General features: G+C 69.4%; 17 protein-coding genes and 6 pseudogenes. 12 read left to right on the top strand and 11 right to left on the bottom strand.

The window, feature by feature from the left end; translation table 11 throughout:
• The 6 genes from OHA58_RS31765 to OHA58_RS31740 all read left to right on the top strand — a co-directional run bounded on the left by OHA58_RS31765 (position 1) and on the right by OHA58_RS31740 (position 7436).
• Complete coding sequence (locus tag OHA58_RS31765) at positions 1–2568, top strand: ABC transporter permease (RefSeq protein WP_405483012.1); 2568 nt, start codon at positions 1–3, stop codon at positions 2566–2568.
• Positions 2569–2639: 71 nt separating this feature from the next.
• Positions 2640–3530: an LLM class F420-dependent oxidoreductase gene (locus OHA58_RS31760; protein WP_405483010.1), complete on the top strand. Its 891-nt coding sequence runs from the start codon at positions 2640–2642 to the stop codon at positions 3528–3530.
• A 67-nt stretch (positions 3531–3597) separates the two neighbouring features.
• Positions 3598–4023: a GNAT family N-acetyltransferase gene (locus OHA58_RS31755; RefSeq protein WP_405483008.1), complete on the top strand. Its 426-nt coding sequence runs from the start codon at positions 3598–3600 to the stop codon at positions 4021–4023.
• Positions 4024–4217: 194 nt separating this feature from the next.
• Entirely contained in the window at positions 4218–5558 is a 1341-nt protein-coding gene (locus OHA58_RS31750) for a hemolysin family protein (protein ID WP_405483007.1), read from the top strand.
• Complete coding sequence (locus OHA58_RS31745; RefSeq protein WP_405483005.1) at positions 5555–6568, top strand: hemolysin family protein; 1014 nt, start codon at positions 5555–5557, stop codon at positions 6566–6568. The genes OHA58_RS31750 and OHA58_RS31745 overlap by 4 nt, the downstream gene beginning before the upstream one ends.
• A gap of 79 nt (positions 6569–6647) precedes the next feature.
• Positions 6648–7436 carry an SGNH/GDSL hydrolase family protein gene (locus OHA58_RS31740; RefSeq protein ID WP_405483003.1) on the top strand — a complete coding sequence of 263 codons (789 nt, stop codon included), beginning with the start codon at positions 6648–6650 and terminating at the stop codon, positions 7434–7436.
• 81 nt (positions 7437–7517) lie between these two features.
• Here the strand turns inward: OHA58_RS31740 and OHA58_RS31735 are convergent.
• The 3 genes and pseudogenes from OHA58_RS31735 to OHA58_RS31725 all read right to left on the bottom strand — a co-directional run.
• Positions 7518–7733, bottom strand: a pseudogene (locus tag OHA58_RS31735) (NADH-quinone oxidoreductase subunit B family protein); the annotation flags it as partial.
• 113 nt (positions 7734–7846) lie between these two features.
• A pseudogene (locus OHA58_RS31730) lies at positions 7847–8035 on the bottom strand (universal stress protein); the annotation flags it as partial.
• Between the two features lie 174 nt (positions 8036–8209).
• Complete coding sequence (locus OHA58_RS31725) at positions 8210–9112, bottom strand: universal stress protein (protein ID WP_405483002.1); 903 nt, start codon at positions 9110–9112, stop codon at positions 8210–8212.
• A gap of 486 nt (positions 9113–9598) precedes the next feature.
• Here OHA58_RS31725 and OHA58_RS31720 point away from each other — a divergent pair.
• Together OHA58_RS31720 and OHA58_RS31715 are read left to right on the top strand one after the other, a co-directional pair.
• Positions 9599–10099: pseudogene (locus OHA58_RS31720) on the top strand (CBS domain-containing protein); the annotation flags it as partial.
• A gap of 36 nt (positions 10100–10135) precedes the next feature.
• Positions 10136–10393, top strand: coding sequence for a CBS domain-containing protein (locus OHA58_RS31715; protein WP_405485280.1), 258 nt, complete (start codon positions 10136–10138; stop codon positions 10391–10393).
• On the opposite strand, the gene OHA58_RS31710 is transcribed toward OHA58_RS31715, so the two are convergent.
• The 3 genes from OHA58_RS31710 to OHA58_RS31700 all read right to left on the bottom strand — a co-directional run bounded on the left by OHA58_RS31710 (position 10371) and on the right by OHA58_RS31700 (position 13952).
• Positions 10371–11126 (bottom strand): DUF3472 domain-containing protein, encoded by a 756-nt coding sequence (locus tag OHA58_RS31710; RefSeq protein WP_405483000.1) that lies wholly within the window; start codon positions 11124–11126, stop codon positions 10371–10373. The genes OHA58_RS31715 and OHA58_RS31710 overlap by 23 nt on opposite strands.
• Positions 11127–11250: 124 nt before the next feature.
• A complete protein-coding gene (locus OHA58_RS31705; RefSeq protein ID WP_405482999.1) occupies positions 11251–12141 on the bottom strand; it encodes a family 16 glycosylhydrolase in 891 nt (296 codons plus the stop codon).
• A gap of 65 nt (positions 12142–12206) precedes the next feature.
• Positions 12207–13952: an alginate lyase family protein gene (locus OHA58_RS31700; RefSeq protein WP_405482997.1), complete on the bottom strand. Its 1746-nt coding sequence runs from the start codon at positions 13950–13952 to the stop codon at positions 12207–12209.
• Positions 13953–14057: 105 nt separating this feature from the next.
• Between OHA58_RS31700 and OHA58_RS31695 the strand changes: the two genes are divergently transcribed.
• Both OHA58_RS31695 and OHA58_RS31690 read left to right on the top strand, forming a co-directional pair.
• Positions 14058–17792, top strand: coding sequence for a S8 family peptidase (locus tag OHA58_RS31695; protein WP_405482996.1), 3735 nt, complete (start codon positions 14058–14060; stop codon positions 17790–17792).
• A 137-nt stretch (positions 17793–17929) separates the two neighbouring features.
• Complete coding sequence (locus OHA58_RS31690) at positions 17930–18934, top strand: TrmB family transcriptional regulator (protein ID WP_405482994.1); 1005 nt, start codon at positions 17930–17932, stop codon at positions 18932–18934.
• Between the two features lie 222 nt (positions 18935–19156).
• Here the strand turns inward: OHA58_RS31690 and OHA58_RS31685 are convergent.
• The 3 genes and pseudogenes from OHA58_RS31685 to OHA58_RS31675 all read right to left on the bottom strand — a co-directional run.
• Positions 19157–19354 (bottom strand): annotated as a pseudogene (locus OHA58_RS31685) (NAD(P)/FAD-dependent oxidoreductase); the annotation flags it as partial.
• Positions 19355–19738: 384 nt separating this feature from the next.
• Complete coding sequence (locus tag OHA58_RS31680; protein WP_405482992.1) at positions 19739–19978, bottom strand: UTRA domain-containing protein; 240 nt, start codon at positions 19976–19978, stop codon at positions 19739–19741.
• Between the two features lie 164 nt (positions 19979–20142).
• Positions 20143–20739, bottom strand: coding sequence for a TetR/AcrR family transcriptional regulator (locus tag OHA58_RS31675; RefSeq protein ID WP_405482990.1), 597 nt, complete (start codon positions 20737–20739; stop codon positions 20143–20145).
• Positions 20740–20958: 219 nt separating this feature from the next.
• Between OHA58_RS31675 and OHA58_RS31670 the strand changes: the two genes are divergently transcribed.
• Positions 20959–21594, top strand: a complete 636-nt coding sequence (locus OHA58_RS31670) for an ATP-binding protein (RefSeq protein ID WP_405482989.1) — start codon at positions 20959–20961, stop codon at positions 21592–21594.
• Between the two features lie 99 nt (positions 21595–21693).
• Here the strand turns inward: OHA58_RS31670 and OHA58_RS31665 are convergent.
• Positions 21694–21807, bottom strand: a pseudogene (locus OHA58_RS31665) (IS5/IS1182 family transposase); the annotation flags it as partial.
• 575 nt (positions 21808–22382) lie between these two features.
• On the opposite strand from OHA58_RS31665, the gene OHA58_RS31660 reads away from it, so the two are divergent.
• Complete coding sequence (locus OHA58_RS31660; RefSeq protein ID WP_405482987.1) at positions 22383–23528, top strand: CapA family protein; 1146 nt, start codon at positions 22383–22385, stop codon at positions 23526–23528.
• A 12-nt stretch (positions 23529–23540) separates the two neighbouring features.
• Here the strand turns inward: OHA58_RS31660 and OHA58_RS31655 are convergent.
• Positions 23541–24299 (bottom strand): annotated as a pseudogene (locus OHA58_RS31655) (DUF72 domain-containing protein); the annotation flags it as partial.
• Positions 24300–24311: the final 12 nt, after the last annotated feature.

Raw genomic sequence — 24311 nt, 5'->3', positions numbered from 1 at the left:
TTGCTGAAGGCGACGCTCAGGAGTTTCCTCGCGCACAAGGGCCGACTGGTCCTGTCGGGGCTTGCCATCGTCCTCTCGGTGGCGTTCGTGGCGGGCAGTCTGGTCTTCTCGGACACGGTCACCCGCACCTTCGACCGGCTCTTCGCGTCCACGTCCGCCGACGTACAGGTGAATCCGAAGCAGGACTCCCTCAGCGAGAGGGTGCCGACCGGGGCGGTCGAGACCGTCCCGGCCGGGCTCGCCCGGCAGATCAGGTCCGTCGACGGCGTCGCCGCGGCCAGGATCGACGCCGCCGCCGAGAACATCACCGTCGTGGACGACAAGAACAACTCGGTCGGCCCGACCAGCGGCGCCCCCACCATCGCCACCAACTGGTATGTGACGGACCGCAGTCCGGTCCGCCTGACCTCGGGCCATGCCCCGCGCGGCAGTGGCGAGGCGCTGCTCGACGCGGACACCGCCGAGAAGAAGCACATCCGCATCGGCGACTCCCTCACCGTCCTCGCGCAACCGGGCTCCTTCCCCGTCCGGATCGTCGGCATCGCGACCTTCCGCACCACCAACCCCGGCGCCGCGCTCGTCTTCCTGGACACGGCGACGGCGCAGGCGAAGCTGCTCGGCGGGACGGACCGCGCGACGAGCATCTCCGTGGACGCGGCGCCGGGGGTGAGCGACGCCGCACTGAAGCGGCGGATCGCCCAACAGCTCGGCTCCGGCTACGACTTGAAGACCGCAAGCGAACAGGCCACGTCGGACGCGGCGGACCTCGGCTCGTTCCTCGACGTGATCAAGTACGTGATGCTGGGCTTCGCCGGGATCGCGGTTCTGGTCGGGATCTTCCTGATCGTGAACACGTTCTCGATGCTGATCGCGCAGCGCACCCGCGAACTGGGACTGCTGCGCGCGCTGGGCGCCGACCGGCGGCAGGTGCGCCGCTCCGTCCTGACGGAGGCGGTGCTGCTCGGCCTGGTGGGCTCGGTGCTCGGCCTCGCGGCGGGCATCGGGCTGGCGCTCGGCCTCATCCGACTCATGAGCGCGTTCGGGATGAACCTGAAGTCGACCGAGATGGTGATCGGCTGGGGGACGCCCGTCGCCGCGTTCGCGGTCGGTGTCGGGGTCACGTTCGTGGCCGCGTATCTGCCGTCGCGGCGTGCGTCCCGGGTCTCCCCCATGGCGGCGCTCGCGGACGCCGAGATCGCGGGTGCGGGGCGGCCGCTGCGGGTGCGCGCGGTGGCGGGAGCCGTGGTCGGCGTGGCGGGGGTGGCCGCTCTCGCCGGCTGTGCCGCGGCCACGAAGACGGCGAGCGCCTCGCTGCTCCTGATGGTCGGCGTCGTCCTGACGCTGCTGGCCACGGTGATCGCGGGCCCCTTGCTCGTACGTCCCGTGATCCGCGTCCTGGGCGGCGCGTTCCCCGCCGTGTTCGGCTCGGTGGGGCGGCTGAGCCAGCGCAACGCGCTGCGCAACCCGCGGCGCACCGGGGCCACCGCGGCCGCGCTGATGGTCGGGCTCGCTCTGGTGGCGGGCATGTCCGTGGCCAGCGCGTCGATGAGCAAGTCGTTCGACGAGCAGATCGACAAGACCCTGGGCGCCGACTTCACCGTCCAGAATGCCAACTTCACACCCTTCCCTAAAGAAGTGACCGACAAGATCCGCGCCACCGAAGGGGCGGGGCTCGTCGTGCGACAGCGGTTCGTGCCGCTCGCGGTGCGTCTGCCGGACGGCAAGCGCGTGAAGACGACGGCCGCGGGTTACGAGGCACAGCTCGACGAGGTCGCGCACATCACGTACTCCCAGGGCGACTCGGCGGCCGCGCTCGCGCCCGGGAAGGTCGCGATGGACGCGGAGTTCGCCAAGGAGCACCACGCGCGCGTGGGCACGGTGGTGCCCGTGGACCTGCCCGGCGGACGCACGGACCGGCTCACCGTCGCGGCCCTCACCGATCAGGGCGGGGGCGACGGATTCGGCATGTCCGGCGGCCTGTTCATGGGGATGGGGACGCTGGAGAAGTTCCTGCCCGACGGCCAGGACTCGGCGGTGTACGTGAACGCCTCCCCCGGCACGGGCGCGGACGTGCTCCGCGCCCGTCTGGAGAAGGCCCTCGATCCGTACCCACAGGTACAGGTCCGCGACCTGGCCGACTACAAGAAGCTCGTGCACGACCAGATCGCGGTGCTGCTGTACCTCGTGTACGCGCTGGTCGGGCTCGCGATCGTCATCGCCGTCCTGGGCGTCGTCAACACTCTTGCCCTGTCGGTCGTCGAGCGGACGCGGGAGATCGGTCTGCTCCGCGCCATCGGGCTCTCCCGGCGCCAGCTGCGGAGGATGATCCGCCTGGAGTCCGTGGTGATCGCCGTGTTCGGCGCGGTGCTCGGGCTCACCCTCGGTGTCGTGTGGGGGCTCGCGATCCACGAGGTGCTCGCGCTCCAGGGCATGGAGGCGCTCGCCATCCCGTGGGGCACGATCGTCGCGGTCGTGGTCGGCTCGGTCGTCGTGGGGCTCGCGGCGGCGCTCCTTCCGGCGCTGCGCGCCTCGCGCATGAACGTGCTGGCGGCCATCGCACACGAATGATGTACTCGCCGCACGGTCTCCCGGCCGTTCAGCTCCACCGAGTTCAACTCGCCCGAGACTGAGGAGAGTTCATGAGTCGCGCGTTCCGCTTCGGCGTCAACATGGTCACCCCCGCGTCCGGCGACGAGTGGCGCAAGCGCTGCCGCAGGGCCGAGGAGCTCGACTACGACGTGATCCTCGTCGCCGACCACCTGGGCATGCCCTCGCCGTTCCCCTCCCTGGTCGCCGCCGCCGAGGCGACCGAGCGCCCGCGTGTGGGCACGTTCGTCCTCAACGCCGGCTTCTGGAACCCGGTACTGCTCGCCCGCGAGGTGGCGACCACGGACACGCTCACCGGCGGCAGGCTCGAACTCGGCCTGGGCGCAGGCTACGTACAGGCGGAGCACGAGGCGGCCGGGCTGCCCTGGGGGGCGCCCGGTGAGCGAGTGGACCATCTGCGGCGCGTCGTGGAGGAGCTGGACCGGCTGCTCGGATCGGACGAGCATCAGCCTCGGCCGGTGCAGCACCCCCGCCCGCCGCTCCTGATCGGCGGCAACGGCGACCGGATGCTGAAGCTGACGGCCGAGCACGCACAGATCGCGGCGTTCACCGGGGCGCGCTCCGTCCCCGGCCACCCGGGCGGGAAGCTCCAGCACCTCACCCCTGAGGAGCTGGACGAGCGCGTCGCCGCGTACCAGCGCTTCGCGGCGGGGCGCGCGGAGCCCGCCGAGCTCAATCTGCTGATCCAGATGGTCACGGTTACCGACGACCGGCAGGCGGCGATCCGGCCGGTTCTCGAACACATCCCGCAGTTCACGCAGGACGAGGCGCTGGACCTGCCGCTGCTGCTCGTCGGCACGGTCCGTGAGATCGCGGACCAGGTGCGCGCGCAGCGCGACCGCTACGGGTTCACGTACCTCACGGTCCTGGAGCCGTACATGGAGGCGTTCGGTCCGGTCATCGAGGAGCTGCGGAAGGCCTGAGCCGGGGCCCTGTCCGCATCCTGAAAATGGCGCGCGGGCCCGGCCGCCCGGTGATGGGATCGGCCCCATGAGTGATCTTCGGATACGGGCCGCGACGCCCGACGACCTCGATGCCGCCCTCGCCTTCTGGAAGCTGGCCGCCGAGGGCACGAGCATCAGCGACGACCGCGCGGGCGTGGAGCGGCTCGTCGCCCGCGACCCCGAGTCGCTGCTGCTTGCCGAGCGCGACGGGGAGCTGGTGGGGACCGTCATCGCCGGCTTCGACGGATGGCGCTGCCATCTGTACCGGCTCGCGGTGCATCCGGACGCGCGGCGGCAGGGCGTGGGGTCGGCGCTGCTCGCGGCCGCGGAGGAGCGGTTCGTACGGCTCGGTGGGCGGCGGGGCGACGCGATGGTCCTGAACCGCAACGAGCGCGCGCAGCACGCGTGGCGTGCCGCGGGTTATGCGCCGGAGCCGCAGTGGACGCGCTGGGTCAAGCACCTCACGGACTGACCCTGCGCGGCCTCCGGGCGACGGCGTCCCGGCCGCACGGGCTTTGCTGATCCTTTACCATGGTTGCTCCACTTGTCCCGTCCTCCTCTTGAAAGGTGTGAGCGTCCGCCCATGGGCGAACCTCCCAGTACCCGGCGCCTGCGACATCGCGCGATACCCACCGCCCTGCCCGATCATGGGACGGAGGTGACCCGATGACCGAAGTGCTCCTGCTCGCCGTGGCGGTGCTGCTCTCGCTGGCCTGCGGTGCGTTCGTCGCTGCCGAGTTCTCCCTCACCACGGTCGAGCGTTCCGGCCTCGAACGCGCCGTCGAGCGCGGTGAGCGGGGCGCCGCCGGCGCCCTCAAGGCCGCACGGAACCTGACCTTCCAGCTCTCCGGCGCCCAGCTCGGCATCACCGTGACCAATCTGGTCGTCGGCATGCTCGCCCAGCCGTCCGTCGCCAAACTGATCGCGGGCCCCCTGGAGAGTCTCGGGCTCTCCCGCTCCGCCGCCTCCTCGGCCGCACTGGTCATCGGCACGGGCCTGTCGACCGTCTTCCTGATGGTCGTCGGCGAGCTCGTCCCCAAGAACTGGGCGATCTCGTCGCCGCTGGCCGTCGCCAAGCGCGTCGCGACGCCGCAGCGCCTGTTCAGCGCCGCGTTCCGCCCCTTCATCACGCACCTGAACAACACCGCGAACCGGGCGGTGCGCCGTTTCGGCATCGAGCCCGCCGAGGAGCTGGCCTCCGCGCGCGGACCGCAGGAACTGGTGGCCCTGGCCCGGCACTCCGCCAAGGAGGGCGCCCTCGAGGCGGACACCGCCGAGCTGTTCATGCGCACCCTGAACCTCGCGGACCTCACCGCGGAGAACGTGATGACACCGCGCGTCCAGGTCATGGCTCTCGACGCGCAGGCCACCTGCGAGGACGTGGCGAACGCGACCCGGGCCACGGGCCTGTCCCGGTTCCCCGTCTACCGCGGCAACCTCGACTCGGTCGTCGGCGTCGCGCACATCAAGGACGTCCTCGCCGTGCCCGCCGAACTCCGGGGTCGCCGTTACGTGTCCGATCTGATGCGCGAGCCGCTCCTCGTACCCGAGACCCTGACCGTCGACCGGCTCCTCGACCGGCTCTCCGGGAAACGCACGATGGCCGTCGTCATCGACGAGTACGGCGGCACCGCGGGCGTCGCGACCCTGGAGGACATCGTCGAGGAGGTCGTCGGCGAGGTGCGGGACGAGCACGATCCGCACGAGACGCCCGACCTCGCCCCGGCCGGCGTGGACGACGAGGGCCACGCCCTCTACTCCGCCGACGGCGCCGCCCGCACCGACCAGCTCCAGCGGGTCGGCCTGCGCGTCCCCCACGGCCCCTACGAGACGCTCGCCGGCCTGGTCGCCACCGAGCTCGGCCGGATTCCGGCCGTCGGCGACAGCGTCGAGGTGGCCGGATGGCGGCTCGACGTCGTGGACGCCGCAGGTCACCGCGCGGCCCGCGTCCTGATGCACGCGCCCCTCGCCGAGCAGTCCGACGACGCCCCGGAGGGGGACCGATGACCGCGATCCAGCTCCTGATCGGCCTGGCGACGCTGGTCGTCAACGCCTTCTTCGTGGGCGGCGAGTTCGCCATGATCTCCGTACGCCGCAGCCAGATCGAACCGCACGCGGACGAGGGCGACCGGCGGGCGAAGAGCGTCCTGTGGGGCCTTCAGCACGTGTCGGCCCTGCTGGCCGCGGCGCAGCTCGGCATCACGCTGTGCACCCTGGTGCTCGGCATCGTCGCCGAACCCGCCATCGCTCATCTTCTGGAGCCGGTGTTCGACGCGGTCGGCGTGCCGCACGGTCTGGTCCACCCGATCTCGTTCGTGATCGCGCTGACGGTGGCCACGTATCTGCACATGCTGCTCGGCGAGATGATCCCGAAGAACGTCGCGCTCGCCGAGCCGGTGCGCAGCGCGCTGCTGCTCGGGCCGCCCCTGGTGACCTTGGCGAGGGCGCTGCGTCCCGTGATCTTCACGGTCAACGCCTTCGCCAACGGGCTGCTCAAGCTGTTGCGTGTCGACGTCAAGGACGAGGTGTCCGCGACGTTCTCGGACGACGAGCTGGCCCGTCTCGTCAAGGACTCGGGCGACGCGGGACTCATCGACGACCGCGCCCAGGAGCGCCTGCGCGACGCACTCGAACTGGGCCGCCGCCCGGTCAGGGACGTCGTCCTGCCGCTGGAGCGGGTGGTCTACGCGCATGTGGGCGTCACGCCCGAGCAGCTGGAGCAGCTGTCGGCCCGGTCGGGGTTCTCGCGCTTCCCCGTGGTCGACGACAACCGCCGCATCGTCGGCTATCTGCATGTGAAGGACGCCCTGGACGCGTCGCCGCGCGATCTGCCGTTCCGGATTCCGGACATGCGGCCGATCGCGCGCGTCCGCGAGACGACGCCGCTCGACGACGTCCTCTCGGCGATGCGCAGCAGCCGTACGCATGTGGCGGCGGTCCTCGGCTCGGACGGGCGGCTCGCGGGTCTGGTGACGATGGAGGACGTCCTGCGGGAGCTGTTCGGCCAGCCCGTGTGATCTCGGCGCCGTGTGCCCGACGTCGGGCACACGGCGCCCCGTCGGCTGTCCCAGGGCCCGGGTTACCATCGCTTCCGCCATGCAGAAAAACGCCAAGCACACCAGTTACAGCAGCCTCGTCACGATCGGTGACTCGTTCACCGAGGGCATGTCCGACCTGCTGCCCGACGGCTCCTACCGCGGCTGGGCCGACGTACTGGCCGGCCGGATGGCGGCCCGCACCCCCGGGTTCCGCTACGCGAACCTCGCCGTGCGCGGCAAGCTCATCGGCCAGATCGTCGACGAGCAGGTGGACGTCGCTGCCGCGATGGGCGCCGATGTCATCACGCTGGTGGGCGGGCTCAACGACACCCTGCGCCCCAAGGTCGACATGGGCCGGGTGCGCGGACTCCTCGAAGAGGCCGTCGAGAAGCTGGCGCCCGCCTGCGAGCGGCTCGTCCTGATGCGCAGCCCCGGCCGCAACGGGCCCGTGATGGAGCGCTTCCGGCCGCGCATGGAGGAGCTGTTCGCCTGCATCGACGACCTCGCGGCGCGGCACGGCGCGGTGGTCGTGGACCTGTACGGGCCGCCCGTCCTGGGTGACCCCCGCATGTGGGACGTGGACCGGCTGCATCTGACGGCGGAGGGGCACCGCCGGGTCGCCGAGGCCGTCTGGCAGGCGCTCGGCCACGAGCCCGAGGGCGACTGGCAGGCCGTGCTCCCGCAGACCGCGCCGCCGGGGTGGGGCACCCGCCGCCTCGCCGACGTCCGCTTCGCCAAGCAGCACCTGGTCCCGTGGATCGGCCGTCGTCTGACGGGCCGCTCCTCCGGCGACGGCCGCCCGGCGAAGCGCCCCGAGCTGCTGCCGTACGAGACTCCGCGCGGCTGACCTGCCGGGACGGGGCGGCGCGCGCCGGGCGCCCCGCCCTCGTAGCTTCCGACGAATGGGGCCCTGGCGCTGGACCGCGCAGTCACCGACCGCGATCACCATCCGGGGCTCGGGCATCGCCGCAACCGTGCGGCGCAACGGCTCCGCCATGTTCCTGGTGACCGGGCCGGTCACCAGGGCGACATCCGCGTGCCGGGGCGAGGCCGCCAGCCGGGCACCGTACCGCTCGGCGTCGTACACGGGGTTGAAAGCCGCCGCGATCTCGATCTCGCACCCGTTGCAGGAGCCCGCATCCACACACCGCACCTGTACCGAGCCACCGAAGGCCCGGGCCCGTGCTCGGCGTCGCCCACGACGACGGGACAGTGTGCCTGCGCCGTGACGGGGACCACGAGAGAACCCGCGCTGAAGAACTCGGCTGTGCGGCCCAAGTGACGCGAACCGAGGACGATCAAGCGGGCCTGCCTGGACAGTCGGCCCATCGCCTGCACGGGAAACCCCTCGACCAGCTCAGCGGCCGGTTCGACTTCCGTATGACGCTCCCTGCTCCAAGCGGCGGCAGCGTTGAGGGCATCCGAGGCGGCCTGTCGCAGGGCCATGGCGTGGGGGATGTCGTCGACGTGGTGCGTGCTGTGCTGCGGGAGTACGGCCTAGACGAGGCGCACCCCGTACCGGCGCCGTCGGGCCTCGTCCACCGCCCAAGCAAAGGGGCAGGCGCCGGTCCCGGGCCGGGTCGATGCCGACGGCGATCTCATCGCGTCCGCCCTCGCCCATCACGGCTCACTCCTGTGCTCGTCTTTGTGGCGCGCAATGAGCTGCACGGGGCAGTGCGCATGGTGGAGCAGGCTGTGCGTTGCCCGCCCGAGGGTGGGTCCGAGGTAGCTGGGCGACCGCCGACCCCCCATGACCAGCAGGTCCGCCTGATGCGAGGCTTGCACGAGGGCAGCAGCGACGGACGTGCTCTTCTCGGCGTCCACCTGGACGGTGAGGTCCGGGAACTCCTCGCGGATCTGATCCGCCACCGCGTTCAGATGATGGATGTGCTCGCCTGCGATCTCCTTCAGGTCGTCGAGAAAGGCGACGACACTCGCGGCGGACTGCAGGATGCTCCACACGTACAACAGCCGCAGCGAGCCCTTGCGAAGCTCGGCCTCACGGGCGGCGTAGCGCGTGGTGTCGAGGTCGTGTTCATCGCGGACGGCAGCGAGCACCACCCCCGATTCGCCACCGTTGTTGATGCCTCTGACGACGATGACGGGCGTCTTCGCACCCGCCGCGACCTTCAACCCGACCGAGCCGAGCATGAGCGTGCTGAATCCGCCCCCGCCACGGCTGCCCACCACGATCGTGCCGTGCAGTCCCGCGGACCGGTGGAGACTCGGGACCGGAGCGCTGCGGCTGAACTCTGTACTGACCCGCAAGCCGGGAAAATGCTCCTTCACCGCGGCAGCCGTGGCATCCAGCAGCTCACGGCCCGCCCGGCGGACGCGCTCAAGACTCTCCACCGAGAAGAAGAGGGCCCGGGTGTCCGTGTCAGCCCCGTACACGATGTGAAGCGGGCGTTCGCGGCGCGCGGCCTCGGCCGCTGCCCACAGCGCTGCCTGGCGGGCCGGCTTGGAGCCGTCGACCCCGACTATGACGGAGCCGAGTTCCGGGTTGCTCGTGGCGCCATCCATGTTTCCTCCTCAGAGAACCGCCAAGCGGACCCCCACCCTCAAGGCTGGCACTGCGGACACTCTCAAGGCCGGCACTGCGGACCTCCGCGACAAGAGGGCCGCTCAGGGGCCTGCTGGGGGCCAAAGGTCCCGGGTTCTTGCCAGGCTGCACCCCCACGCCCGACGCAAGGTCCGACCGAGGACAGTTCCGGACAATCAGCTCTCTCGCAAGGGTCGACGGTCGTCGATCGCAAGTAGCTCGGTGCAGCGACGAGAGGCGCTCTGGTGAAGGACATCAAGCTGGGAGAACGATGACCGGCCAAGTCGTCCGCTATCGCCACCTCCACCTGTTCCAAGGATGGCGCGAAGCCGTCCGCACGGCATGACATGCGACAGCCGCAGCGGTGGCTCGCAGCTGTCGCAGGACGAAAGGGACCGCCTCTCCGGCTTCATCACCCGCTGTGACCGCCGTGGCTCTGTCCACTCGGGACCGGCCAGTCCCCGGTGGACCCCGAACGGCCTGTGGGTGTCGTCTCAGAGGCTGATTTGCTCTACAGACGTGCTGCCGGGAGCGGCACGACCACCGCGGCAGACATCATGACCAGTCCGGCCTTCACCGCCGCACCCGAGTGGAGCGTCGTCCGTGCGGCGCGTGTCATGGGCAGACACGCGGTCAAGCGTCTGCCCGTGGTGGACGCCGCCGGCCGGCTCATCGGCGTCCTGAGCCGCAGCGACCTTGTGCAGCTCTTCCTGCGCCGTGACGCGTCGATCCGGGAAGAGATCGTCGAAGACGTACTGACGCGCACGCTCCAGCTGAGCCCTTCGGCGCTGTCCGTGGAGGTCAACGATGGTGTGGTGACCCTCAGCGGCACGGTGGAACGGCGCATGCTCATCCCCGTCGTCGTGCGGCTGTGCCACAGCGTCGACGGAGTGGTGGACGTGATCAATCGGCTCGGCTACGAGCGGGACGACATGCCTGTCGGCTCGCCGACGGCCACCGAGCAGTAGGAGAAGACCGTGAGGCATCGAAAAGTGAGCGAGCTGATGCCCCGAGAGGTCATCACCGTCCCCCGGAACGCCGCCTTCAAGGACACCGTGCGGACACTCACCGAACACCAGGTGTCGGCAGTCCCGGTCGTCGACTCCGCGGGGCATCCCCTCGGCCTGATCTCGGAAGGGGACCTCCTCCAGAAGTCCGCAGGACAAGGCGACCAAGGGCGTGCGCGGCAAGAAGTCGGCGGGGCGCACCGACGCGGTGCGCCCCGCGTGGTGCGGCGGATTATCCGCCGGAGGTCATGGTGACTTCACCGCCGGAGAGGGAGTAGCTCGCGCTGGACTTGCAGTTGCCGTAGGTGTAGGCGCTGGTGTTGGTGCCGGTGCCCGGCTCGGGGTCGACGAACGGCTTGCGCCAGGTGGCCTGCCCGTACGGGATCGAGTTGCAGTCGGCGACCGAGGAGTAGTACTCGACGAAGCCGACGCCGCTCGGCTTGAGCTTGCCGGCGCCGGACGGGACGTTGAGGTTCCCGATGGTCGTCCACACGCCGGTGTTCGAGTCCCGCATGTAGCCGGTCCAGTTGTTGTTGCCGTTGTTGATGACCTCGACGTTGTAGTTGCGGCCCTTGACGATCGGGTACGAGACGCTGCAGCTCGTGCCGGCGCCCCCGTCCGCGCCCGTCGAGCAGTTGGCGTTCGAGGTGGAGGTGCCCGAGCCGAAGACGCTGAAGATCGCGCGCCCGCCGCCGCCCGATCGCGGCTGCCAGCCGATGTACCCGACCTGCCCGGAGCCGAAGTAGTACTGCTGCGCCCAGAAGTAGCCGCTTGCGTCCGGCGCGCTCGTGACGTTGAGCACGAACGCCACCTTGTCCAGCCCGTCAGACGGCGCGCCGGAGATGGACCAGCTGTTGGAGACCATCCCGCCGGGCGTCACCGCGGCCGCGGCCGGGCCCGTGGTGTACAGCAGCGAGGCGAGAGCGCTCACCAGAACGCCGAGGCCGAGGCCTGTCCGGCGGTGGGGGGTTGTCTTGCGATCGGTCATCTGTCCTCCTACTTCCGTGACTTGCAACCGGATTCATTTGTTGCGCGGGGAAACACCGCCCGCCCAGTGCCGACATGCTCGTTGCCGGCTTTGAACGGGTGGCGACTATGGGGAAGTTGAGGACTTACTGCCAGATGCGGACGTAGTCGACGTACATGTTGGAGGTCCACTCGTAGGTCTCGTCGTGGATGGAGCCGTCGGCCCAGTTGTCGAGGACCTCGTGGGAGAGGATGGGGAACTCCATGACCTGGCTGATCAGTTTGGGGTCGGTCTCGGTGCGCACTACAGCCCCGTCATAGGTGAACTCCAGTTTTGCGGGCGTCCAGTTGAGACCGAAGGTGTGGTACCAGACGCTGTGCAGGCCGGGGGCGGCGGGCGTGGTCCCCAGGGACTGGTGGTCCGCGCCGTAGCCGTCCCAGTGGATGGCCGTGGAGAACTTGTCGGCCTGGTAGGCGGTCTCCACCAGGTCCATCTCGGATCCGTCGCGCGCCGTGCCGTCGACGACACCGCCCGGGGTGGGCCCCCCGTCGGCCTGGAGCCAGACCGCGGCCAGGTGGCCGTTGGTCACGTACGGTGTGTGTACACCCGCCTCGAGCGTGCCGTAGGTGTACTTGAACTTGCCCTGGCTATCGATGCGGCCACCGGAGTACACGCCGGTGCCGATGTTGTGGACCTCGATGGCCAGCGCGCCGTTGTTGTCCGTGCGGACGTTGCCGGGCTTGTACCACCAGGTGTCGCCGGGGGCCGCTCCTGAACGCTCCTGGTCGCGGGCGGTCCACTTGCTGCTGTCGACCGTGCTGCCGTTGAACTCGTCGCTGAAGACGAGCGTCTGAGCCGCCCGGGTGCCGTCGGCCGTGAGAGGTTGCACCCCCGCCGGTGTCGTGGGGTCGACGAACGAGGAGGCCGGCTCCGCCGGGACAGGCGCCGGGGCTGCCTGGGCCTGTCCGGCGGCGAGCAGCGCGCACGCGCTGAGTATCGCGCCCGCCATTCCGTATGCAGTGTTTCGGAATCGCATGGGATCACCTCTCGGGTACTGGTGCCGTGGGTTCCGTGCGCCTGCGGTACGCGCTGCGCCTGGGGTCAGCCGATCGCGGCGGCCAGGATGGCGTCGCCACGGCGGGCAAAGGGGGCCTTGCGGCCGTTGACCGTGACCGTACGGGCCCAGGGGGCGTGGATCCGGATCGCCGCGTGGTGGTCGGTGGTGGCGGTGAGCTGGGAGCCGGTGATGGCGACCGTGGCGGCCCTGGGGTCGAGGAAGACCGCCACGTCGGTCATCGGGGTGGACGAGGACACCAACACCACATTCCTGAAGGTGAGTTGCCTTCCTCCGTGGAGCAGCCAGGTCTGCCAGTGGCGGTCCTGGCCGAGGTAGGTGACCGTGCCGTCGAAGCCGTACCGCCCGAACTGCAGGGCACCGCGCGGCGCAGCGTGCGCGATGCAGTACGTCGCCGAGCGGTGCGCGTCGAAGGTGATGGCCAGCGCGGCGGCGTCGGAGGCTCCCGCGACGGGCAGGTGCTCGACGGTGGCCTGTGGCCGGGTGCCTTCGGGTGCGGGCAGCAGCAGCGTGTCGAAGACCGTTGGTCCGGAGCCCTGCCGGGTGTACGTGACGTACTTGGTGTCCGTGATGTTGTAGAAGGCCGGCGAGTAGTACCCGTCGCGGACCTGTGCGGTGAGCTTCTCGGGCCGTGCCGGGGCGATCAGGAGGTTGGCGCCCTGGGGGAAGGTCGTCCCGGTGTTCTTGGTGGTGGCGTCGATGGCCGGGTGCGCGTCGGGCAGTAGGTGCCAGTTCTGTCGGTAGGTGTGCGAGGCGGTGTCGGCGGGGTCGAGCCGGTCCGAGACGATCCACATCCCGGGGTGCATGAACAGTACCGACCGGGTGTGCCGCACTCCGGGCGTGGCGTCGCTCCAGGCGCGTGCCACGTCGAAGACCGCGTTGGTGGCGAAGAGGTCGAACTTGGCCGCGGAGTCCGAGGTCTGTGCTTTGCCGTCGATCTCGACGGTGGTGTGGGACTCGGTGGTCATGCGGAGCCAGTTGCTGCGGGGGTCGTTGCTGTAGGTGAACGCACCCATGTTGGGCAGCAGTTGGCGGCCGTGCGCGTAGACGGTGACCGCCAGCTCGTCCGGGTGGGAGTGCGGGCCCCGGTCGGCGTTGATGCGCAGGTAGGACGCGTCGGGGCGCCAACCGCTGCGTAGCACGGCCACGCGGGTGTCGGGGTAGAGCACGGAGTCATGGCCTGGCTCGGTGCCTTTCTTCCCGTCGGTGGCGACGTAGCGCAGTTCTTCGTCGTCGAGGGCGTCGGCGAGGGTCGTGAGGAGGGGTCGGCGGTCGGCGCTGCCGCTGTCGCCGTAGCCGGGGCCCCAGCCGCCGGGGAAGTTCTCGTCGGCGAGGAAATGGGCGAGCCGGCCGAGGTCCTTGGTGCCGCCCAGTTGGTGGCCGTTGGCCGCGAAGTAGTTGACCAGGCCGACGAAGGTGCCGGCCACGCCCGTGGCGTAGCCGTCGCTGGCCTCCGCGTATCCGCCGTCCGGGTACAGGGCTTGGCTCAGCTGGTTGGTCAGGAAGTCGCCGGCGTTGGTGAGCCAGCCGGGGCTCGCGGCGAACTCGGGGAAGTGGATGGCGATTTCGGCCAGTGCCTGTTTCTGCGCCTGCATCCAGTTGGGGGTCGGGCTGGTGGCGATGGCCAGGTACTGGCCGGACTTCTCCAGGGTGCGCAGGATGGCCGTGGACGCCGCCGCGGTCAGGGACGAGCTGGTGCGCAGGATCTCGTACGCGTAGACCAGGTTGAGGATGCGGTTGGCGGTGTCGGCCCGTGCTCCAAAAGGGCGCAATCACGCCTGGATACGGCGCTTTGCGGCTGGCAAGTCCCTGCCATGGCGAGGACTTGTCGTCGTCTTGGCTTCACGTCAGCATCAAGGGGCCGATAGACCCAGGGCATGCTCTCTCCCTCCCAGTCTTCCGCCTTCCGGCGCAGACGCTGGCAGCTGATCTCGGCTGCCACCGTGGCGCCGTTGCTGGCGTCGGGGCTCGCAGTTCTGCAAGAGCCCGCACAAGCCGCTCCGAGCAAGCCCACTGTTCCCGCCAAACCCTCGGCGACCCACAAGGTCACCCTGGTCACCGGCGACGTCGTCACGGTCACCACGATGGCCGACGGCAAGCAGATCGCTGATGTCGACCGACCGGACAGCGCCGTCGGTGGCGTGAAAGTACAGACGGTCAACGGTGATCTGTTCGTCATCCCGGACGAGGCGGTGCCGCTGCTGGGCACGGGCAAGCTGGACCGGCGGCTGTTCAACGTCACCGATCTGATCGAGATGGGTTACGACGACGCGAAGACGTCCGCGGTGCCGCTGATCGCGACATACGGCAAGTCCAAGTCCCTTGCAGCCGTTGAGCCGACGGCCCCCCGGGGCAGCAAGCTGACCCGCACGCTCAAGGGAATCCGCGGCGCAGTGCTCACCGCCCAGAAGGTGCGGGCCCGCACCTTCTGGAACACCGTCGCGCCACAGGGCAGCGCGGTGATGGGCGCGGGGGTGCAGAAGCTGTGGCTCGACGGTCGCGTGAAGGTCAACCTGAAGGAGAGCGTGCCGCTGATCGGAGCTCCCGAAGCCTGGGCTGCCGGCTACACCGGCAAGGGCGTCAAGGTCGCGGTGCTCGACACAGGCATCGACGTCAACCACCCCGACTTCGCCGGCCAGATCGACGGCACGGCCAGCTTCGTGCCGGGTGAGGCCATCACCGACCTCAACGGGCACGGCACGCATGTGGCCAGCACCATCGTCGGTTCCGGCGCCGCCTCCGGAGGCGACTACAAGGGCGTCGCTCCCGGGGCGGACCTGTACGTCGGCAAGGTGCTCAGCGGCGCGGAGGGCTACGGCCAGGACTCCTGGGTCATGGCCGGCATGCAGTGGGCCGCCGAGTCCGGTGCGGACGTCGTCAACATGAGCCTCGGCGACTCCTACCCGACCGACGGCAGCGACCCGATGTCGCAGACGGTCGACGCGCTATCGGCGAAGTACGGCACGTTGTTCGTCATCGCTGCCGGCAACGCGGGCCCGGAGAGCATCTCCGCCCCGGGCGCGGCCGCCTCGGCGCTGACCGTGGCCGCCACGGACAAGCAGGACCAGCTCGCATCCTTCTCCAGCACCGGCCCGCTGGCCTCCTCCGGCGCCATGAAGCCGGACATCGCGGCGCCCGGCGTGGACATCACCGCGGCCCGCTCGCAGGAGATGACCGACGGTGGCGAGGGCCTGTACCGCACGCTCAGCGGCACCTCGATGGCCACCCCGCATGTGGTCGGCGCGGCGGCGATCCTGGCCCAGCAGCACCCGGACTGGACCGGCGCGCAGCTCAAGCAACACCTGATGAGCACAGCAAAGGGCCTGGACGACGGGTACTCGCCGTACGAAGTCGGCACCGGGCGCGTCGACGTTGCCGCCGCCGTGCGCACCACGGTCCGCGCTACCGGATCCCTGTTCTTCGGGAACTACACGTGGCCGCACGAACCGAACGACAGGGCCGTCACCAAGGACCTGACCTTCACCAACACCGGATCCTCCGACGTCACGTTGAACCTGGACCTGACCAACGAGGACGGCCCGTTCACCCTGGGCGCGACCAAGGTGACCGTCCCGGCGGGCGGTACCGCCGCCGTTCCCGTGACCGGTGACCCTCAATCCGCCTCAGCGGGCCGGCACGTCGGCTACGTGATAGCGACCGACACGGCCACCGGGAAGCCGGTGACCCGCACGTCCGTGGCGCTGCTCAAGGAGGAGGAGCGCTACGACCTGAACATCAAGCTGGTCGGCCGGGACGGCAAGCCCGCCGCCGGCTGGGTCACGGTCAACCTGGCCGGCGACTTCTGGCCGTGGAACGTCTACGTCGACGGCTCGACCACCATGCGCATGGCACCCGGCCTGTACACCGTCGCGGGGTACCTCGACGTGGCCGGTGAGAAGGCGGACCGCTCGGGTCTGGCCGTGCTGGTCGACCCCGAGACCGTACTCAAGGACGGCTCCGCGGACGTGGTGCTGGACGCGCGCAAGGCACGCCTGCTGCAGACCGAGGCGCCGCAGCGCACCCAGGACCGCCAGCGCAAGGTCGACTTCAACGTCCACTACAAGGGCCTCGACCCCTTCACGGACTACCGCAGCGCGTACGTGCTGCCGCCGACGTACGACGACGTCTACGTAGCGCCGACGGAGCCGATGAAGCACGGCGAGTTCGTGCTGACCACCCGCTGGCGCAAGGGCGAGCCGCAACTCGCTCTGAGCGCGCGGGGCGGCCGCCTCCGCTTCGACGCGCTGGTGCAGCCGGGCAGCGCACTGGGCACGGCCGCAGACAGGCGGGACGTGGTCTACGCGGGCAACGGCGCGGCGGCCGCGTACGAGAAGGTCAAGGCCAAGGGCAAGGTTGTTGTCGTCGAGCGCAGCGACGAGGTCGCGCCGCAGGAGCGTGCCGAGTCCGCGGTCGCGGCCGGTGCGAAGGCACTGATCGTGGTCAACGACAGTGCCGGCGCTCTGATGGAGTACGTCGGTGAGGCGACCATCCCGGTCGCTACCGTGCACCGTGACGGCGGCAAGACGCTGATCGCGCTGGCCAAGTCCGGCAGCCTGAAGTTGACGGTGAAGCAGACCCAATACACGCCGTTCGTCTACGACCTCACTCGCGACTACCCCGGTCAGGTGCCGAACCGGGCACTGGTCTACAAGCCGACCAAGAGCGATCTGGCCCGGATCGATGCCCGTTATTACTCGGCGACGGGCGGCAAGTTGGCAGAGGGCTACCGTTCCGACTTCACCCTCAGCCCGTCGTTCAACCTTCCCGAGAGCGAGTGGCACCCGGGCACCCGCACCGAGTGGGTGACTCCGGGGCAGGTCTGGAGAGAGTTCCACACACAGGGCGTCGACGGACCCCTGCCGTGGTCGATGGTGTCGGGAGACAACACGTACACCAAGGGCAGCACCACGCGTCTGAACTGGTTCGCTCCGGCGACCCGGCCCGGGCAGAGCGAGTCCTTCGGTGTGTACAACTCCCGTTGGCAGAACTACATGACTTGGAACGTCCAGGCGTGGGCTTCCGCCAGCGACAACATGCGGCTGGGCGGCTATCTGCCGTGGGGTGAGACGCCGTCCCACCTGCAGGTTTTCCAGGGCGGCACGCGGATCTACGACAACCCCGTTAGCGGGGACATGCAGTGGGAGGAGGTGCCGGCGGGCAATCTGCCCTACCGCGCCGTCCTCGACGCGGAGCGTCCCGGCGACGTCTTCCGGCTGTCGACACGCACCCACACGGAGTGGACGTTCATGTCCGACACCGTCGACTCGGACTCCTTCGAACCCTTCTCGGTACTGAACCTGAACTACAAGCTGGGGACGGACCTGCACGGCGACATCAAGGCCAACGCGGCTCAAGAGATCGCGCTCAAGCCGGTGTCGATGGACGGCGGCACCGTGCCCGGCAAGATCAACACGGTGAAGCTCGATGTCTCATACGACGACGGCGCCACCTGGCAGAAGGTCACCCTGGCCAAGGGCGCAGGCGGCTACTGGACGGGTTCATTCAGGACGGCCAAGAAGCCCGGCGGCTTCCTCTCGGTCCGCGCGAGCGCCGAGACGAGCAGCGGCTTCGGCGTCAAGAACGAGATCGTCCGGGCATACGGCCTTCGATGAACCGCACTGCAGCGCCCCGGGGAGGCGACTCCCCGGGGCACAACCCGTCACACCTACTCCCACCAGGCACTATTCAAGGTCTGCCGCCATGGCGCATACTCTCTCCGCTGCGACAAGCGGAAGAGAGTCGGTCGCCGATGCTGGATGTTCTGGGCCTCGAACCAGATGATGAGCGCGTCTACCGGGCACTCCTTGGACGGCCGGACTCCACCGCGACAGTGCTGTCGGATCTCCTCGCCCTGGCACAGGCTCAGGTCGACAGGTGCTTGTCCCGTCTGGTCGCATGGGGACTGGTGATCAGGTCGGCAGACGAGCAGTTCACCGCCGCGCCGCCCGCTATGGCGCTCGGCGCCCTCATCAGCCAACACCGAGACGGGCTACGTGCGGCCGAACACGCGCTGGTGACCTTCGCCGAGCAACACCGGGCAGCCACGACAGCAAGCGGCATCGTCGATCTGATCGAGGTCGTCACAGGCGTCGACGCCATCCGCCATCGCTACCTCCAGGTACAGCAGGCGGCTCGCACGCAGGTCCGCGCCTTCATCACCGCACCGTTCATCGCCCTGCCGCCCGAGGAGAACACCGCCGAACCCATGGCCCTCGATCGCGGCGTGCAGTTCCGGGCAGTGCTGGACCGGGCCGTGCTGGCAGAGCCGGGCATCATCCATGACGCGATCGATTCCCTGCGCAACGGTGTGCAGCTGCGTGTCGCCGACCAACTGCCCATGAAACTCATGCTGGCCGACGCCGAACTCGGCCTCGTCCCGCTCGCGACCACGCAGACCGGAGAACCGGGAGCCGTGTTGCTGCACCGCAGCGGCCTGCTGGACGCGATGGACACACTGTTCGAAACCGTTTGGCGCACCGCAAACCCCTTGGCACTGTCCTCCGACGAAGAAGCCGAAGCCGGCGTCGAACTGGAGACGGAAGGGCCAACAGCCATCGACCAAAGGATCCTCGCGCTCCTACTGGCCGGCGTAACCGACGCAACAGCCGCGACACAGCTGGGCCTGTCACCGCGCACGCTCCACCGACGCCTACGCCGCCTCATGGACCTAGCCGGAGTTCGCACCCGGATGCAGCTCGGTGGACACGCCGTCCGACACGGCTGGGCAGAGCCACCGCTGCCGAGGCAGACCTGACGGCCTCGGCGAGGCGACTGAAAGCAGAGCAGCACGAACAATCCACGCTCCCCTCCCTCCCACCAGCCCGGGGGTTCTCCGACCGCAGAACCGACATCAACTGTCGATGCCGCGCTACCGATTTTACGGTCGACGTCTGAAGAGGGCCTGGCGCAGGACGGGCCCTGCTGCCTGATGCCCATGCGGCCGGAGTGGGGCGGCTCCATGCCAATATCTCCGGCGTAGGTTCTTGTGCTTGTACTCCTTCTGTCGGCGGCCGCGCAGGCGGGCGATGATGTTGTCGCCGAGGACGGTGGCCTGGCGGCAGGCGTGCTGGGCGTTGCGCTGGCACCAGGCGCCCTCGCCGACGGCCAGGTCGGGGACCTGGGCATTGTCACCGGCGGACCATACGTTGTCGAAGCCGTTGACCTGGAGGGTGGCGGGGTACATGGTCGAGGACCGCCGTCCTATCTCTGCTGGGCTGGCCGAACGCCGCCGCCGGCAACCTGGGTCCCTCGTCGCCGCGTTCGCGGGAGGTGGGAGCTGGTTGTGACAGGCGCTGGCCTCGGCTCGTTGCCACCCTGAGTGCCGCCCTCAAGGCTCGAGCGAGGTCCACTGCCAGGAGTCTCAGGTCGTTCGGCGCCACCTCTTCTTCGGCAAGTAACCCCGCGGCCTGTTCAAGGAGTTCCGCCGCCATGCCCAGCTGGATGGCTTCCGTGTTGTCGGCCAGGCGAGACAGATAGCTATCGGCGTCGTCGGAACTCAACTAGCAGGGCTTGCCCTCGCGGCCCGACCACGGAAGCAGCCGCAGCTCGATGGGAGACGTCATCCTTCCCTCCTCTTCTCTACGGTCATGGGGCGGGTGATGAAGTACGCGTCCGCGCGATGACCGGGAAACACCAGAAGGGCCGCCTCGACCACACGTCCCGTGCCGTCGACAGCTACGCGGGTGATGGCTAGGACAGCCAGGTTGGGGCTGATCCGAAGGATCTCCGCTTCCTCGGGTGTGGGCAGTCGGGCAGTGACCCGCTCCCGGATCTCTGCCCGTGACGGGTGGAGGTCCATCAGCCTCGCTTCGAAGTCCGCGGACGAAGGCGACTCGCAGAGCGGGCCCGTTTGCGGTAGATCGCATGGCACGTAGACGCGAGCAAGGCTGTGATAGCGATGGATGAACGATCACCCAGGAGGAGTTCGAGCGCTCCAGACCTGAGCTGCTGGCCTGAGTATCTCTAGGTGTTGTGCCAGCCGGGTTCGAGGCGGTCGAGAAGGGTGTGGAAGGCTGCGTCGGCTCGGTCCCAGTCGCCGTCGGCCAGGGGTGCAATGAGCAGGCCGAAGAACGCGTCGACCAGGAGGGCGGCCTCCGTTCGGGCTCGGGCCTCGGTCATGCCCAGGCCGCGGAAGACGGAGATGAGCAGGCCCGTCCACTCGGTGAGCACGTCGCGCATGACGGGCCCGTACCGGTCGGGATGGAGCAGGCTGGCGGTCATGACCTCGAGGTAGAGGGGGAGCCAGGCGCGCAGGTTCGGGGTGCTGAGTTGCTGCCAGGTTTGCTCCGCGAAGCGGCGGAGCCACGCAGGGTCATTGGGGGAGGCGGTGGGGTCGAGCAGATTCCGGGCGCGCAGGAGCGGTCGCCTCTCGTCGAGGGCGAGTGCCTCGGCGACCATGCGTTCCTTGGTTCCGAAGTAGTACAAGAGCATGCGGTCGCTGGTGCCCAGGGCCCGGGCCAGCGGGCGAAGGGAAAGGTCGGCCAGGCCGTTGCGGATCACGTACTCACGGACCCGGTTCAGCAGGTCGCGTCGTTTGGCCGGGTCGGGCGGGCGTGGCATGAAGGCTCCCAGCTGCAGCTGCGCGAGACGGACCAATCCCACATGTCCGATTCATTTACTTTCGTTCAGGTATTTACTGTAGCACCCGCTACGTGTATATTTTTAAGCGTAGCAAGTGCTACGTGACGCAGGACCTGGCGCATGCCCGGCCCTGTCATCGACGGCCCTCCGCCTCCCTGGCGGCCATGGTCGCCAGGGCTTCAGAAGGGACTGATTCGTGTGGCCTCCCGGGCCATCGACCTCTCCACGACCTCTCACCGGGGATGCTTTGCCCGGTTTTACCGCCGCCGACCTGAGGAGTCGGGGCGGAGGGGCGCCGCGGACCCGGTACAGGGGAAGGGTCCGTCTCCGGAGGGCGCAGCCACATCGTGGGTCGCCCGGAACCGGGCTCTCTGGTCGCGCACCCTGGAGCCCCTGCGGCCGCTTGACAGGCCCCGCGCCCGCGCAACCGCCTGGGACGCCTCATGGCCCATACCGCGGGAACTGACCTCGGTCCGCCAGGCCCGGCGCCTGGTGACCGCCCAACTGGGCGACTGGAATCTGGAGGGCCTCGCAGACACCGCCGAGCTCTTGGTCAGCGAACTGGTCACCAACGCCCTGCGTCACACGCGCGGCCCTCTGCGGCTCAACTTGCAGGTGCGCGGCTCCCGGCTCCGGTGCGAGGTCGAGGACACTGCCCCCGCCGGCCCCGTCCGCCGCGTCGTCGACGCCGACGCAGAAGGAGGACGCGGTACCGAACTGCTCGACCTGCTCACCGAAGCCTGGGGCAGCACCCGCACGGCCACCGGCAAGACCACGTGGTGCGAAATGCTGACGCAGACGCCTTCGCCAAAGGGATCGCCTGCCTCCGACTGAGCTGGTCCCGGTAGGTCCGGACGGTCTCGGCGACGCCTGAATTCAGGCGTCGCCGAGAATCAACAGACTGATCGGCATGGACGTCCCTAAGACGGTGTCCTATGTGGTGAGTCGGGTGAGGCGTTTGTAGCAGCAGAGGGCGGCGGCGAGACCGAGGAATGCCAGGTAGTTGCGGGGTTGGCGTTCGTATCGGTGGTTGAGCCGGCGATACCCCGGTCAAATCTCTCATGAGTCAGACCCCGGGCCCGGGACAGCACTCACCAACTCTCGCGCCCGACACGCCACATGGACACCGTGTGTCCACACCCGACCGCCGTCCGTGACCATTCGACAGCTGGCGCCCACTGACGACGGCGAGTGCGCGAAACGGAGAGACAGTGACGACGCATGTGCTGCGCCGGGCCTGCTCGTCGACAGAGCCACCGCCATCGACCAGCCCCGATGAGGCAGCCAACTCCGTTGACCTCGACGGTCACGACCAACCGGCCTGAAGACCACGGATGAATGCTCAGAAGCTAGTTCAGAGAATTCCACGTGTTGCGGGAGACGTTCGTAGTCGCGGGCGTTTCGGCGGGCGTTCATGATCCAGCCCATGGTGCGCTCAAGGCGCCGGCGTCGGGGAAGGACGAGGAAGCCCTTCGTGCCCTTGGGGTCGGGAGACAGTGCGGAGGGTGACGGTCTGCCGTCCCCCGGCCAGGAACGCGGGCGTCGTGCGCACCTCGGCCGGCTGAGCACGGCGGCGTCGCAGCTCCCGTGACATCCCGGTGGCAGGGTTCTAACTTGGAGGGATGCAGGGTGATCCGATCACGCTGTGCCTCGCCGGCGACGTGATGCTTGGGCGGGGCGTCGACCAGATACTTCCGCACCCCGGTGATCCGGCACTGGCGGAGACGTACGTCCGGGACGCCCGCTCCTACGTCGAGCTGGCGGAGGTCGCGAACGGCCCGCTTCCCCGCCCGGTCGATTTCTCCTGGCCCTGGGGTGACACGCTGCGGCTCCTCGACGGGACCGCTTCCGACGCCGTGGTGCTCAATCTGGAGACCAGCGTCACGCGGAGCGACGACTTCGCACCCGGCAAGGCCGTCCACTACCGCATGCATCCCGCCAACCTGCCCTGCCTCATCGCCGCCCGCCCCGACGTCTGCGTCCTGGCGAACAACCACATCCTCGACTTCGGCCGCCGCGGGCTCGCGGAGACCCTCGACGCGCTGGCGGGCGCCGGTATCGCCTCAGCGGGTGCGGGACACGACGCGGACGCGGCCCGGCGGCCGGCGATCGTCCCCGTCAAGGGCGGCCGACGGATCCTGGTCCACTCCTTCGGCATGCCGTCCAGCGGAATCCCGCAGAGCTGGGCCGCCGCGGTGGACCGAAGTGGGATCGACTACGTGGCCGAGGCGTCGGACGCCGCAGCGGCTGCGGTGGTCACCCGGATCCGGCAGGTGAAACGACCGGGTGACATCGTCATCACCTCGATCCATTGGGGTTCCAACTGGGGCTACTCCGTTCCCCGCGACCAGGTCCGCTTCGCACACGCACTCGTCGACGGAGGCGCGGACGTCGTCCACGGGCATTCCTCGCACCATCCCCTGCCGCTTGAGCTGTATCGGGGAAAGCTCATCGTCTACGGCTGCGGCGACCTGGTCAACGACTACGAGGGCATCTCCGGCTACGAGAACTACCGCGACGACCTGCGGCTGCTCTACTCCCCCTCGCTGGAGCCGTGCACCGGCAGACTCCGCGAACTGCGCATCACGCCCTTCCAGACCCGGCGGATGCGCCTTCGGAGGGCGTCGGCGAAGGACTGCCAGTGGCTTCAGGACCGCCTGGGCCGGATCAGCCGCGGCTTCGGCTCGCGCATCGCGTACGACCCGGACGGCATCCTCACCCTCGGCGTCGACGGGTCGCCCGTCCAGAACGGCGCCCAACCGGCATAAGCCCGTGAGGGACGACGGCGTCCGGCTCACCGTCCGGCCCAGCGTGGCCGCGGCCCGGGCGAACCTCGTAGCGTCGACGACGGCCGCACCGCCCAGGTCGTTGTTGAAGTACACGTACACGTCGTCCCGGTCCGGCCAGGCGTCGGCGATGCGTCCGGCCCAGGACTCCAACGCCTGCCGGCCATAGCGGGGCGGCGGCTGGGCGCTGCCGCCGTGGAAGCGCACGTACCCCCAGGACGCGGTACGCCACAGCGGCGTCACCGGCCGTGATCCCCGGTCCGCCCAGCACAGCGCGCTGCCGTGCCGCTCAAGTACCGCCCGAAGCTCCCGCCCCGCGTCCCACCACGAGGTGTGCCGCAGTTCAACGGCTACCCGAACCGTGCTTGGAAAGCAGCCCAGGCACGCATCCAGCGCCCCGACGTCCTCCCGGAGGTGGGGCGGCAATTGCAGCAGTACGGGCCCCAGGCGGTCACCAAGGCCCTCGGCACGGTCCAGCAGACGGTGCACCGGCTCCTCGGGGTCGCGCAGCCGCTTCATATGGGTCAGATAGCGGCTGGCCTTGACCGCCATGACGAACCCCTCAGGCGTCCGCTCCCGCCAAGACCCGAAGATCTCCTTCGTCGGAAGCCGGTAGAAGGCGTTGTTGTTCTCGACGGTCGCGAATCGCCGGGCGTACTCCTCCAGCCACAACCGCTGTGGCAGGCCGGGCGGGTAGAGAGCGCCGCGCCAGTCCTCGTACTGCCACCCCGAGGTTCCGACGAGCATGGCCATGCCCGACCCCTA

The sequence above is a fragment of the Streptomyces sp. NBC_00009 genome (genome assembly GCF_045040855.1).
Taxonomy (GTDB): domain Bacteria; phylum Actinomycetota; class Actinomycetes; order Streptomycetales; family Streptomycetaceae; genus Streptomyces; species Streptomyces aureus.
Note: the sequence above shows the minus strand (reverse complement) of the source record. Positions and strands in the feature narration are given on the sequence as shown.